Annotated in this window: 10 protein-coding genes; 1 reads left to right on the top strand and 9 read right to left on the bottom strand. The window is 45.5% G+C overall.

Annotated features, from left to right (window positions below; translation table 11 throughout):
- Nucleotides 1-130 precede the first annotated feature (130 nt).
- Complete coding sequence (gene yfbV, locus ACKLNH_RS02455) at nt 131-580, top strand: terminus macrodomain insulation protein YfbV (RefSeq protein ID WP_413110641.1); 450 nt, start codon at nt 131-133, stop codon at nt 578-580.
- A 94-nt stretch (nt 581-674) separates the two neighbouring features.
- Here the strand turns inward: yfbV and ACKLNH_RS02450 are convergent, their stop codons facing one another.
- From ACKLNH_RS02450 to ACKLNH_RS02410, 9 genes are all read right to left on the bottom strand, one after another.
- Nucleotides 675-1,289: a TetR family transcriptional regulator gene (locus ACKLNH_RS02450; protein ID WP_413110640.1), complete on the bottom strand. Its 615-nt coding sequence runs from the start codon at nt 1,287-1,289 to the stop codon at nt 675-677.
- Between the two features lie 57 nt (nt 1,290-1,346).
- Nucleotides 1,347-4,487: an efflux RND transporter permease subunit gene (locus ACKLNH_RS02445; protein ID WP_413110639.1), complete on the bottom strand. Its 3,141-nt coding sequence runs from the start codon at nt 4,485-4,487 to the stop codon at nt 1,347-1,349.
- Nucleotides 4,484-5,788, bottom strand: a complete 1,305-nt coding sequence (locus ACKLNH_RS02440; protein WP_413110638.1) for an efflux RND transporter periplasmic adaptor subunit — start codon at nt 5,786-5,788, stop codon at nt 4,484-4,486. The genes ACKLNH_RS02445 and ACKLNH_RS02440 overlap by 4 nt, the downstream gene beginning before the upstream one ends.
- A 189-nt stretch (nt 5,789-5,977) precedes the next feature.
- The gene (locus ACKLNH_RS02435; RefSeq protein WP_413110637.1) at nt 5,978-6,772 is read right to left on the bottom strand and encodes an ABC transporter ATP-binding protein; all 795 of its coding nucleotides are present in this window, start codon (nt 6,770-6,772) and stop codon (nt 5,978-5,980) included.
- Nucleotides 6,769-7,671, bottom strand: a complete 903-nt coding sequence (locus ACKLNH_RS02430) for an ABC transporter permease (protein WP_413110636.1) — start codon at nt 7,669-7,671, stop codon at nt 6,769-6,771. The genes ACKLNH_RS02435 and ACKLNH_RS02430 overlap by 4 nt, the downstream gene beginning before the upstream one ends.
- Before the next feature lie 57 nt (nt 7,672-7,728).
- Entirely contained in the window at nt 7,729-8,694 is a 966-nt protein-coding gene (locus tag ACKLNH_RS02425; RefSeq protein ID WP_413110635.1) for an ABC transporter substrate-binding protein, read from the bottom strand.
- 391 nt (nt 8,695-9,085) lie between these two features.
- Complete coding sequence (gene rlmA / locus ACKLNH_RS02420) at nt 9,086-9,907, bottom strand: 23S rRNA (guanine(745)-N(1))-methyltransferase (RefSeq protein ID WP_413110634.1); 822 nt, start codon at nt 9,905-9,907, stop codon at nt 9,086-9,088.
- Nucleotides 9,908-10,045: 138 nt separating this feature from the next.
- Nucleotides 10,046-11,317: a sigma-54-dependent transcriptional regulator gene (locus ACKLNH_RS02415; protein ID WP_413110633.1), complete on the bottom strand. Its 1,272-nt coding sequence runs from the start codon at nt 11,315-11,317 to the stop codon at nt 10,046-10,048.
- On the bottom strand, nt 11,301-13,646 hold the full coding sequence (locus tag ACKLNH_RS02410) for an ATP-binding protein (RefSeq protein WP_413110632.1): 2,346 nt from the start codon (nt 13,644-13,646) through the stop codon (nt 11,301-11,303). Before ACKLNH_RS02410 ends, ACKLNH_RS02415 begins: the two co-directional genes overlap by 17 nt.
- Nucleotides 13,647-13,713 lie beyond the last annotated feature (67 nt).

The raw sequence follows: 13,713 nt of genomic DNA, 5'->3' as shown, positions 1-13,713 counted from the left end.
ATGAGTATAGGCGTGCTAAGGATAGCGATTGTTGAGTAATATAACAAAAGATTTTGAATAAAACTTAATTTGAATCAACTTTGTTCTCAAATTTTTTGAATTGTTGTACTAATAGTTGAGAGTGGTGGATATGAGTGAGTCATCGATCTTTGGAGTATTCCGAAAAGGGCAGGATTACATGGCGGTGTGGCCAATGAGAAAAGAACTCGCACCACTATTTCCAGAAAATCGCTATATTAAAGCAACCCAGTTTGCGATCAAGGTGATGCCTGCGGTCGCGGTTATTGGTGTCTTAACTCAAATGGCATTTAACAACTATGGGGCGTTGCCACAAGCGATGGTATTTGCACTGTTTGCGCTGAGTATGCCGTTACAGGGGTTGCTATGGTTAGGTAAACGTAGCGATACCCGTCTACCGCCTGGGTTAGCGGGGTGGTATCGTGAATTACATGAAAAAATTGTTAGCGAAGGTTATGCGCTGCAACCGATAAAGGCGCAACCGCGTTATAGAGAGTTAGCGCAGGTCTTGAATCGCGCGTTTAAGCAATTAGATAATAGTGCGTTGCAACGTTGGTTTTAACCGAGCGAACGAAAAGCCCATATTGGGCTTTTTCGATCTCTGTGATTGTCTAGTTGTAAGGTTGCCGCTTTGGACGCTGAGGTTGGATAGCCGATTAGTTTATCGCTGAGGGTTTGAACAGTGAGTGCTGTAAACTTTTCACCAAGGTATCGATGTTGGCTTTGAGCAGTTGATCGGGATTTATCACCCATTGCTGGAAAATACCGTTAAGAAAGCCGGTGTAGATGATTGCGGCGTCGTTAGGATTCAGGTGCTCATGCAGTCGGTCAAGTTGCTTCATTTTTCCAAATGCAATGACAAGGTTATTATGCTCTTCCGCGCGCTGTGCTTGGGTATAGGACAGGTATTCGCTGTCAGCCAGTGCTTGATGTGATAGTTTAACTAAGGATTGCAAACGGCAGTTATTAAACAGCTCTTGGATCAGTAAGCGCGCAATTTCTGTCAACATATCGGGTAGCTTTTCACCATTGGCAGTCTGGGTTTGTTCAAAAAGCCCGCTGAAGGGGGCAAAGATCTGCTGCCAAATAGCATCTAATAGGTCAGCCTTGTCTTTAAAGTGCCAATAAATTGCACCTCGAGTAACGCCGGCGTGTGAGGCTATTTGAGCCAGCGTGGCTTTGACTAATCCTTTTTCAGCCATGACGATTAACGCCGAATCGAGAAGCTTGAGGCGGGTCATTTCAGCCTCTTCTTTACTTTTTCTAGCCATGTCGCTTATTACCTATCAAAATTGCCACCAAAGTTGTCAATTTTGGTGGCGGTTGCCTTAGTTTGTAGCGTGCCTATCTTTAGTTAGTAGTACATAAAGCGCCGGAATGATAATTATGGCGATGACGGTGGAGGCGATAAGGCCATAAATGATTGCCATACAGAGTGGATACCACTGGGGGGAGCTGAACGCTAAAGGAAGCAAGCTTAATACTGTGGTTAAGCTGGTACTCAATATTGGCCGCAATCGATCTGCCGCCCCCAATGCAGCTGCTTGTAACACGCTTTCGCCTGCTAGCTGGTGTTGATTCATGGTGTCGACTAATACAATGCCGTTGTTAACCGCAATCCCCGCTAACGATACAATACCTATCAATCCAGAGAACGACATCGCAGTACCAGAGAGAAAGTAACCAAAAAATGTACCAATTAAAGCCAAAGGTACAATCAAGATAATGATAGCAGGCTGGACAAATGAGCCAAACATTAGGGTTAGCAAGACATAGATTGAGAACATCGCTAACAGAAAAGCGGTTCCCATTTGACTATAGCTATCATCGGCCTTGGAGACATCACCGCCAAACTGGTAAAAGTAGTCTTGGGGCCAGTGTGACGACATAGCTTCAATTTTAGGCATCATTGCTGTAATGATCTGGTTGGCGGTCTGTCCTTCATTACGCGCAGTAACAGACACGGTTCGTCGTCCTTCTCGGTGTACAAACACCCGGGGAACTTCAGTAATTTGGTAGTCAACGAGTTCGGTTAGCGGAATGGAATCACCGCGCTGATTAATGATCTGCAATAGGTTCATCTCGGCAAGGTGACGCGGCCCGCCAAGTTCGCCGTTACGACTCGGCCATGCAACACTCAACCTTATCTTCGGATCATCGTCAATACCATTTACCTTGAAATGACCGATTTCATCCTCTTCCATCGCAATGCGGATTTGTTGTGCCAATTCGGCTTCGCTAATCCCGTGAAAGCTGAGCATTTCTGGTTTGATACTAAAGCGTATTTCGTGCAATGCAGGGCCAAGGTTATCACTAACATCGCTGCTGCCAGCAATCATAGCTAACTCCCTTTTTACGTCGGCAGCGATGTCAATAAGGGTATTGTAGTCATCCCCGGTTAAATCAATCTGAATTGGCGCCGACGTATCAGGGTTACCACCGATGTGTACTAACTTGATCGATAAGCCAGGCTCATCATTAAGAGCCTGGTTGAGGCCTTCACGAATCAAGGGGAGATAATCGTATGAGAGCATTTCTCGTTGCTCTTTGGGTAGCAAAGTAAGACTAAACCCAACTTGGTTCCATGCCTCTGATGGCAGCAGAGCATCATTAAGATTTGCGGTTGTCATTGGGCTTTTCGCACCAACATATGCAATCATTTTTTCTACCCAATACTGCTGACGTAAAAACTCTCCCGCCTTGTCGGCAACACGCTGCGACTGATCTAAGGTGGCGTCGGGAGCCAGTTCAATCGCAATCCCTATTTTACGGTCATCGGCTTCTGGATACATCTCTGAGGGGAGAATGGCTGAGAGCATGATGGCGGCTAAGAAGAGTGCAAACCCTCCCAATACCCAACCCAGCGCATAGCGGCGACGTTTTACCACATAGGTTTCTAACCAAAGGCTCAGTCTTGATTTGAACCGTGTGGACAGGATATCGATTAGCAGAGGCTGTTGATTTTTATGCGCATTATTTAAAATATAACGGGAAAGGGGTAAACAGATGAGGAACGCGACAAGCAGGCTCATCAGCAGTGTAACAGTGATGGTAATAGGCAAAATGCGGATAAATTTACCATCAATGCCGCCAATCATCATCATCGGCAGCATCGCTAGAATGGTGGTCAACTGCCCGGCACTGGCAGGCAAAATAAACTGTTTAACTGTCGTTAATGCTGCGTCGCTGAAGGGCATTTTATGAACGTAGAGGTTCTCGTGCATCCCCTCCATAACAAGAATGAAGACATCGACCATTAGCCCTAACGCCAATACCATGCCAATCATGATCATTGAGTTAAAGGAGTAGCCCATTGCAGCCATGACCGCCAATACGCCCAAAATGGTGACAGGTAGGGCGCACCCTGCAACTATCGCCTCTCGCCAGCTTAATAACAGCATTAAGACAACAAAGACGATAATTACGGCTTGTTTCATTGAGCTGGAAATATCGTTAAAGGCTAGCTCTATCAGTTCTCCATCATCACTGACGTGGGTAAGCGTCAGAGCTTGAGGCCAGTTTGATTGTGTGTATTGTTCGGCGAGAGCCAACGTCTGCTCAATCACCGCAAAGGTATCGGCACCGGGGCGTTTTAATACGTCAAGCGTGACACCACGTTCGAACTCGTTGCCATTGATACTAAAAAAGGTACGGCTTTTTTCTCGATCGAGACGCATATCGACATCGGCAATTTCACCGAGCCTTATGGTGCGCATATCATCAATGCGTAGAACAGGGAGTTGTTTGACCTGAGTTATGTTGTCAAAGCGCCCCGCCATGTAAAGGTTAAAGGTATTCTCATCGGCTTCAAATTCACCCCATGCCATATCAAGATTGGCGGATTGAATGCGTTCTCGCACCAGGATCGGCGAAAGGCCAAGGCTCCTTAATCGGGACGGGTTCAGGCGGACATGCAGGCTCTTTTCTCGCAATCCACTGATGGTCACTTTTTTTACCAGTGGTAACCCTTCCATTGCCGACTCTAGCTGTTTTGCGGTGTCGGATAACAGCATATCATCCACATCCCCGCTAAGTGCAAAGCTGATAACAGGCATGTTAGAGACCGACATCTCTTCGATATCTGATTTTTCGATGCCTTGCCCAGCTGGGAAGTTTGCGGCGGCTTTATCCACTGCGGTGCGAAGTAAAGGCATTGCCTCACTGACAGGCATGTCTGCATCAAATTCAACGGAGACGATAGAATAGGAGTTATATGAGCCGCTGGAAAAGCTCTTGAGTCCTTTTAAACTGACAATTTCATCTTCGAGATGTTTTGTGATCTCTTTTTCGATTTGCTCGGGTGCAGCACCAGGCCAATAAGTCATCACAATCGCGGCTGGAATTTCGAGATCTGGGTAGTTCTCTCGCACCATATTGTTGTAGCTCAGCACGCCAGCAAGAAGCAGCATGCCAAGCATGAGACGAGCAAAAAGGGTATCGACAAACAGTTTTCGGCTCATCGCAATCATTGGTTCTCTCCAATCACTTCTACGATGGCGTTATCAATAAGCAAGTGTTGACCGCGAACAACAATGCGTTCATGTGGTGCCAATCCCGAAGATATTTCGACACGGTCGATACCTTGAGACCCGATAGTGATATTGCGGCGTTCGACGCTATTTGTCTTCGGGTCAATAACAAAAACAAAGGGTTTGCCATCGCTAAATGACAAGGCATGCAAAGGAAGGGCGATAACATCTGTTTTTTCGTTGGCAGCTATCCACGCTCGAACAAATTGACCTTCTTGAAGCTGATTAATGGTCTTTTCTACACGTACTTTTACTGTTTGGGTTCGACGCTGTAGGTTGATTGATGGGCTAACAGACCAGATAACGCCGTAAGCGACATTGTCATTGAGCTTGTTATCACGCTCAGCGTGGTAAAGCCGTTCGTCATCACTGGCTAAGTAAACGATTTGTCCTTCACTGAGCAACTTGGCATCGTTTACATTGATCTCTAATTGCACTTCCAGCAAAGAATCATTCACTAACACAATCGCTGACGTCGCTTCTCGCTCACGGTCGCTGTTGCCGCCCATTGGTGGGTAATAGTGATTATTTTCTGAAATGTTCATGGCGGTAATCACACCATCAAAAGGGGCAAATAAGCTGGTTTTTTCTAAGTTGAACGTGGCACGATTGAGCTCGGAAATTAAACTGGTTATCTCAGAGGCCAATGAGGCAATGTTACTTTCAGCGGCTTTTACCGTTGCTTTAGCATTCAGATTGGCGGTTTTTATTCGCTCAAACTCATCTTGTGAAATAACACCCCGCTCATACACTTCAGCCATACGCTCAAAATTTTGCTGGCTGAGTTGGCGCTCGTTTTCCGCTTGAAGAAGACGGATTTCCATCTCATCTTTTTGTGCCCGCATACTTTGCAAGCGCGCTTCTAAACCTTGCACGACGGCCAGATTATCGCGGTTGTCAATTTGTGCGAGCAATTGGCCATTGCGAGAGCCATCGGCGGGGCCAAACACCCGGCTGCCTTCTCGCAACTGAGTGCCATCGCTTTGTGTTGCAATGCTTTCAACTTTCCCAGCCATTTCAAAGTCAAGATAGACTTTTTGTTGCGCTTGTACTGTTCCTTCGGAAAAGACCCATGTAGTCAGCGATTGCGGGCTTAGATGTAAGGCGTTCACTTTTGTCGGTGCAGAGGGTGGGCGAGTTACATCGGTAGCATCGACGGCTAGCGTATGAAAACGGTATAGCGTTAAGGCAATCAGTGAGGTGGGGATAATCAACCACCAAAAACGACGAATAAACAACATGGTAGATCTCTTGAGCGGAAAATGAACGTCATTTTATATACATTCACGCATGTATGTAAATGGTCAGTAGGCAGTGTTCGCTATTATTCGGCCTATTTAGTGAGGCAAAGTCAGGATTACGCTGTGAACAAGCAAATGGGAAACAAAAAGACCCTATCTGAGGATAAGGTCTTTAAAATTAAGAGAGTTTTAGCCAAGCAATAGACTATCGTCTGCGAGCTCTTCGCCGCGGACTTTACTAAACATCTCTAGTAGGTGCGGCACATCAAGTTGTGCCCGCTCTTTACCAGCGACATCGAGTACAATTTCGCCCTGATGGAGCATAATGGTGCGATCGCCACACGCGAGGGCGTCTTTCATTGAGTGCGTAACCATCATCACCGTTAAATTAAATTCATTGACGACTTTTTTCGTTAAATCAATGATAAACGCGGCCATGCGAGGGTCTAATGCCGCAGTATGCTCGTCAAGTAACAGCAAGCGGCTATCTGACAGTGTTGCCATAATCAGGCTTACGGCTTGTCGCTGCCCACCTGAAAGCAAGCCGATGCTGTCGCCAAGTCGGTCCTCGAGGCCAAGGCCAAGAATGCTAATGCGCTCTTGAAAGAGTTTGCGACGCTTAGCGCATAACGCTAGCTTCCAACCACGCTGTTGACCGCGTTGATAGGCAAGGGCCATGTTTTCTTCAATGGTCAATGATGCACAAGTGCCAGCGAGAGGATCTTGAAATACCCGCGCTGCATATTGTGCGCGTTGATGAACAGGCCAGCGAGTAACATCAACATTGTCGATTTTAACACTACCGCCAGACATTGGCGTTTCACCACTGACAGCACCAAGTAGTGTTGATTTACCTGCGCCATTGGAGCCGATTACAGTGACAAACTGCTTTTCTGGCACTTGTAATGACACACCGCATAGTGCTTTGTTTTCAAGAATAGTCCCGGCATTAAATGTTACCTGAACATTGTTTAGTTCGATCATGATGTTACCTTCTGAGCTCGCTTGGCTTGAATCCCTGATTTCATTTTTGGGGCAATGAGTGCAACGGCCACTAAAATTGCCGTGATCAAATTAAGATCAGAGGCTTGAAGCCCAAACATACCGCTACTAAGAGCAAAGGCGACGGCAAGACGATATAGCAGGGAGCCAATCACAACCGCAACTACCGCCATCCAGATTCGTCGTCCGGAAAGTAGTGTCTGGCCTAGAATAACGGCGGCGAGGCCAACAACAATGGTTCCAACTCCCGATGTGACATCAGCAAAGCTATTCGTTTGCGCAAACAGAGCACCAGCAAAGGCAACAAAGGCGTTAGAGAGGGCAAGGCCAAAATAGGTCATTAGCGAAGTGCTACCCCCTTGAGCGGATACCATGCGACTATTGACGCCAGTGGCACGTAGCGCTAAGCCAAAATCACTGCTCAATAAGCGAACTACAAAAAATGCACTTAATAGAGTTAGAAAGGTGACTAAGGCTAACTGACTATAGCTAGGATCTATATCTAGGCTTAGTAGTGGGGTGAAGATGGTATCCTCGCCAAGTAACGCCATATTAGGCCGGCCCATGATGCGAATATTGATCGAAAATGCCGCTATCATGGTTAAGATACTGGCGAGCAGATGGAGAATACCACAACGAATAGCAAGAAAAGCGGTGACAAGCCCACAGGTTGCGCCAGCAATTATCGCAAGAAATGTCGCGATCCAAGGGTTCACTCCTGCCACAATAGCGGTTGCTGCAACGGCAGCCCCCATCGGAAAACTGCCGTCGACGGTCAGATCGGGGAAATCGAGGACTTTAAATGTCAGGTAGACGCCAAGCGCGACTAAACCATAAATTAATCCTATTTCTAGGGTTCCAATAAACGCGAACAGAGACATTAACAACTCCTTGTCTTCTATTAATGAGAGAGGCTCTCCAGCCTCTCTAATATCAGGTTATTCAGTAATGCTTGTTGCACGCTCAACGATTGAGACAGGAATGGTAATGCCTAACTTCTTCGCTGCACTTTGATTTAGCGCTAGATCGGATCCTTTTGCGACGGTGACATCTAATTCACCGGGCTTTTCACCTTTAAGAATGGCATCAACATAGTCAGCGGTTTGAATTCCAACTTGATAATAGTCGAACCCTAGTGCTGCTAATGCGCCCTTTTGAACATAAGAGGTTTCTGCGCCAACAATTGGCGTTTTAGCTTGATTTCCAGCTTTTACCAGTGCTTCAATCGCAGATGCAATGGTGTTATCGGTGGGGGCATAAATAACATCTGACTTAGAAGCAACAATTTGTGCCGCGGAAAGAACGTCAGCCGTCTTTAATGCAGTACCTTCAACCACGATAACGCCACGCGCTTTGGCTGCATCTTGCAATAGTTCAACCAGCGCAACAGAATTGGCTTCGCCTGGGTTATAAACAACGCCAATCGCTTTTAGACCGGGTATCAGCTCCTGCATAAGTTCAACATGTTGAGCAACGTTAGATAGATCGGATAGGCCAGTCACATTACCGCCCGGCTGTGCCAGTTGTTTAACTAATTTTGCGCCAACGGGATCAGTGACGGCAGTAAAAACAACGGGAATTGACTTGGTTGATGCTGCTAATGCTTGCGCGGTTGGCGTTGCAATGCCAACAAGGACATCTGGGCGTTCGCCAACAAACTGTTTGGCGATTTGCACTGCGATCGCAGGGTTACCTTGTGCGGTTTGATAGCTGAACTTGAGGTTTTCCCCTTCAACATACCCTTTACTATTTAGACCATCGAGTAGCCCCTGACGCGCGGCGTCTAGCGCAGGGTGTTCAACAATTTGCGATACTGCCACTTTGACAGTGTCAGCAAGTGTGGTCGCAGAGAAAAGCGTTGAAGTCGCTAATATCAGTGCTGATAGTGCTTTGATTCCTTTCATTGATTACTCCTATGTTTCTACTGAGTTCAGCGATTTATATCGCATGATCGTTGTCTTATTCTTACCTTTTTAGCGCAAAACGCGCTAAATAGGTACATAAATGTTATTTAATTGTAAGCGTTTGTTTGGGCATTATAGCTGTATATTGAATAAGATTAGAAGCTGGATTTTGATTTTTGTGTAATTGTCAATATCTTACACTAAATATAAGGTTCTTGCTGGTGTAAAATATTATTAACACAATTGTGTTTTAGTCGATACAAAGAACCGTTGCTGGCGAAATTGTCATCACCTTGCTGTGTGGTCAGTAAGCGGGTTAGAGGGAGGATAGAAGAGAATGGGCCATAACGCGTGGTTATTTGAGCCCTTTCTCTTGTTGCTGGGGGCTAGGTTAAGTTAGTGCTGGTCGATAGAAGCGGATACAAAAATGTGCTTCGCAGTCAAAATGGGTGGATTGTTCTAATGTCGCCCATGTACTTTTTTTAGCTCGCCATGCGAATGGGGTCATTTGCAAGAGTGCCGTGGCCATCGTCGGCTCGAGTGACATCATGTAGTGTATATCTTCACGATCGATTAATTCAAAGCCGGGTAGTTGCTCTACCTCTGGATCGTGAAGAAGAACATCATCGTAGATTAGCGCTTTCAGTTGATAAAGGTGCCGTGCTGCTGGTGTCACTGTAACCAGCAGGCCATCCTGTTTCAGCGTACGCAGCAGCTCAGTACTTTTACAAGGGGCGTATATTTTAATGATGGCATCGAGAGTATGATCTGCAAACGGTAAGCGATGACTTGATGCCACACTAAATGAGCAGGCTGGATAGCGCTTAGCAGCATAACGTACAGCCACTTTTGATATATCCAGACCAAAAACAGCGAAGTCATCACGGTGCTTAGCTAACTCGGTCATGCTGGTGGTGTAATAACCTTCGCCACAGCCAATATCGAGAAGAGACGTTGCATCTGGCGTGAGCTTGTTATCCAATTGAGAGAGCAATGCTGCTTTTAATGGGCTGTAGTGACCACTGCCTAAAAACAGTCGCCGCGCCTGCATCATCTCTTTATTGTCCCCGGGATTTTTGGAATTTTTATGGTGCGCTGGAAGAAGATTAACATAGCCCTCTTTAGCGATATCAAATTGATGATGGTTACTGCATTGCCAGCTGTGTGTTTGCTGGATGAGGGCTTTTTGACAAAGTGGGCATTGATAAGACATGAGCGACGGTACCGGCTAGTGTAATTCGCGGCGAGTGTACAAATTCCTTAGTCTTGGTGCAATGGAAAAATGAGGTTGGGGCAGTTTTGATACTTGACCACAGAGAGATCAACTCTCGGTGGCCAGTTCTATATTGTATTATGGTCTGATTTTGTATTCCGCTTTATCTAGGTTATGTTTTTTCATGCGTAGATAGAGTTTTTTGCGCGGGACTTGTAGATAGGCAGCCACTTCATTAATACGCCCAGAAAATAAAAAGAGTGCATCCTCAATCACCTGTTTCTCATAACCGTCGACAAGATCATCGAGCGGGCTACTCAGTTGCTCTATGGGTTGAGTGCGTTCGTTGCCAGCCAGTTTGACGATACCGATAGCATAAAGCTCGGCGATATTTTTTATCTCTAATACATTGCCTTGCCAGTTATGTTGCTGTAATCGCTTTAGGTAGGCATCTTCAATGATCGGCTCTTCCTTGTTGAGTTTAATGCAGCTCTGGCGTAAAAAGTGACGGAAAAGTGGGATTATGTCCTTGGTTCTGTGCCGAATAGCGGGCATAGTAATCTTGCACTGTGAGAGATAATAATAGAGTTCGGGCAGGAGGTTGTTTTGCTCAACATCTTGTTCTGCAACGCCATCGATGACGGCAATGATTCGACACTCTTTACGCCCCAATCGATCGTTCTCTAATAATGTTTGAGATAGCCAACGCTGGGTTTCGATTGGAATAAGTTGTGGATTATGAATCAGCAATGTACCACGCGTGGCCTGTTTGATAGACGGTAGAATAACACCGAGGTGGGTCACTGTTTGCCCTGATATGCTGACAAACGGTTGATGTTTTTGTTTGCTCTCTTGATGAATAAGACGAGCTGCGGTTTGGCGACCAGTGCCAGCCTCCCCTTCAATTAATATATCCTTGTTGCTGACTGAAAATTCGCGGATTTGTGCATTGATGTGCAGCATCGGCGGCGTGTCACCGATTAGGACGATATCGTTACTGTTGTTGATAGCTAAACGGCGTTGTATTAGTTTGCGACGCACCTCGAGTAGCTCTTTCAATTTCTTTAATAATGCCGGTGGCTGTAATGGTTTAGTGAGAAAATCAACGGCGCCTTGTTTGACGGCATCGACCGCCATTGGGATATCTCCGTGCCCAGTAATAATGACAACGGGAAGCTCTTCATCAACCTTTTGCAGCTTGTCGAGTAGTTCCATTCCATTGATACCCGGCATGTACATATCGCTGACAATGACGCCAGGCCAATTATCCGGCAGGAGTGAAATAACCTGTGTAGGATCGGCACATGCTAGGGTGTTATAGCCAGACAGTTGTAATAGGTTTTGATAGGCATCAAGAACATCAGTATCGTCATCGATTAATAAAACCTGAATGTCATCCGTCAAGATCATTGTTAAATAACTCCAATACGACCATGGCTCCACCATCGAGAGTGGATGCCAAAAAAATGTTACCTTTTAACCGCGACATGATATTGCGGCAAATGTTTAACCCTAACCCGAGGCCCACATCTTTTGTTGTGGTAAATGGGGTGAACAGCTGATTGATAATATTACTTTGGAACCCATCGCCAGTATCACTAATGGCGATGAGTGTGGTTCTGCTATTTGTATGCATATGATTAATATCGATGGTTCGTCGCTTTTTCTTCGCGATAGCATCAATACTATTTACCATAAGATTGACAAAAACTTGCTCGAGTTGAACCAAATCTGCGATCACCTCAAGATCTTTAGGTAAGTTGTTGTTGAGACTTACTTTTGCATTACGTGCTCTGCTTTCAACGATGGCCCAGCTTTGCTCGGCAGCGAGGTAAGCCGTGACATGAGATAGGGTTGCATTATCTTGATTCTTTTTAGAAAAGTTGCGCAAGTTGGTTGTTTGCTGACTGATTCTTTCTACCATTGCATTAATGCGTTGCAATTGGTTTGGTAACTGATTGTATTGTTCACTGTCGATAGCAAGCTGGCAACTGTATAAGTAAGTGCTGATGGCAGATAAGGGTTGATTTAGCTCATGAGCAAGTGATGTCATTGTTTGGCCCACTGTTGCCATCTTGGCGGCTTGTAGTAGGTCGTTTTGAGTGTTGAGTAGAACCTGTTCGGTTTTCTTTCGTTCCTCAACTTCATTTTGTAGTTGGGCATTGTTCTCAAGCAAGGAGTGGGTCTTTTCTTGCACCATTTTTTCTAACCAACGTGCAGTCTTCTCTTGTTCAGTAATATCGGTAATGGTGATAATAACGTTGTGATCGCGGTTCTGCTCAAAGAGACGAAAATCTAAGCGTAAGTATTTTTCACTTTGAAAGGCACTGAATTGAAATGTCATCGTCATTGCGCCTCGACGCAGTAAGCTGCTATCCGGTGAAAAAATGCCACGGAGACGCGGCATAATATTTTTGTCAAACAGATGCCAAAGGTAGACTTGGTGTAATGAACGCCCAGAACTGAAAAGTCGCATTGCACTAGGATTTATCGTTTGGATTAACCCATTGGTTGTGCAGGTGATCAGGCTAGCCTGAGTATGATTAATGAGGTTCAGCGCATTGGTTTGTTCTATTTCCACCATCTGTTTACGAAACTTTTCGAGATGGTGACCGATGTCCGCTATCTCATCATCCCCTTCAATGCGCACGGGCTTGCTTAGGTTGCCTTGATTAACAATCATCAAGTTGGTACTAAGCTGGTTTAACCGTTTTACAATCCCTTTGCTGATAAGATCAATAGCGACGGTAATTGCGGAGAAAATGGTAATACACATCATGATGAAGATGACCATATTACCACCAGTGATAATCTGCGATATCACTTGGTTGAGGGTGGTCATGCTTAGTGCCATTTTTTCCACTGAGCTTAATAGGAGATCTTCAATGTGTTCTAGCCGATTTTGTATGGTCTGATAGGTGTCGCCAAAGGCTGTGCTGTTTTCTGCCGATAGCTCAAGGGTTTTCATAAAAACGCCTTCGTCATCGATCAGTGCGAATAACTGGCTGAGCGTCTCTTTGTATTGTTGAAAAGAGGAGTAATGTGAGAAGTACGTACTTTGCCGCGCAACACTGCTCCTCAGCGAACGGATTACTGCGGTTGAGGTGGGGTTGTCAGCAATCGCTTGTCGAACGGCGATATGCAACTCTGCAAATAGTTGGGTTTGATAATAATTGAGGCGTTGTAGCTGGCCATACTCCTGCGTGATGATATGCGAACTCGGCTTATATGACTCAATATCATATTGAAGTTGGTTAAGCCGTGCGGTCGCTCCTTGGTTCAGCTTGAATAAACGTTCATCAAGTTGATTTAGGGTGCGATTAAACTCAAGCTGCCTTCCTTTTAACCGAATCAAATGTTGAATGTCACTTTGAACACGAGCGTAGCGTTGTTTTACTATAGGAATGTCTTGCTGGACGCCACTCACATCGACTAATCCATCGATCGTATTAAAATGCGCCTCAATACGCTGGGTAAACTCAGGTAGCGAGTCAGGGTCTTGTGCAATGATAATGGCATTTAAGCGCGTATGAATTTGTGCGGTGTAATGTTCTAGCTGGTAGTTGGTGGTGAGTGTTGGGAGTTTTTGGTTAACTAATAAGTTAACGCGATCATCGAGCATCTCCCATATCACGAAGGCAATAATGCCGATACTGACTGCAAGTCCAGCAATAAAGCCAACAGACAGTATTAGTCGATTACCGATTGTATTTCTGGGTGATTGAAGCCTGGCTGACATTTACGCTTACCTAATAATAAGTTAGCGCCATTGTAGTGTGAATCAGTACAGAGATCTGCGTTTTTAC

The sequence above is a fragment of the Thaumasiovibrio clandestinus genome (assembly GCF_047250365.1).
Taxonomy (GTDB): Bacteria; Pseudomonadota; Gammaproteobacteria; order Enterobacterales; family Vibrionaceae; genus Thaumasiovibrio.
This window is presented reverse-complemented; position numbering and strand designations above follow the sequence as displayed.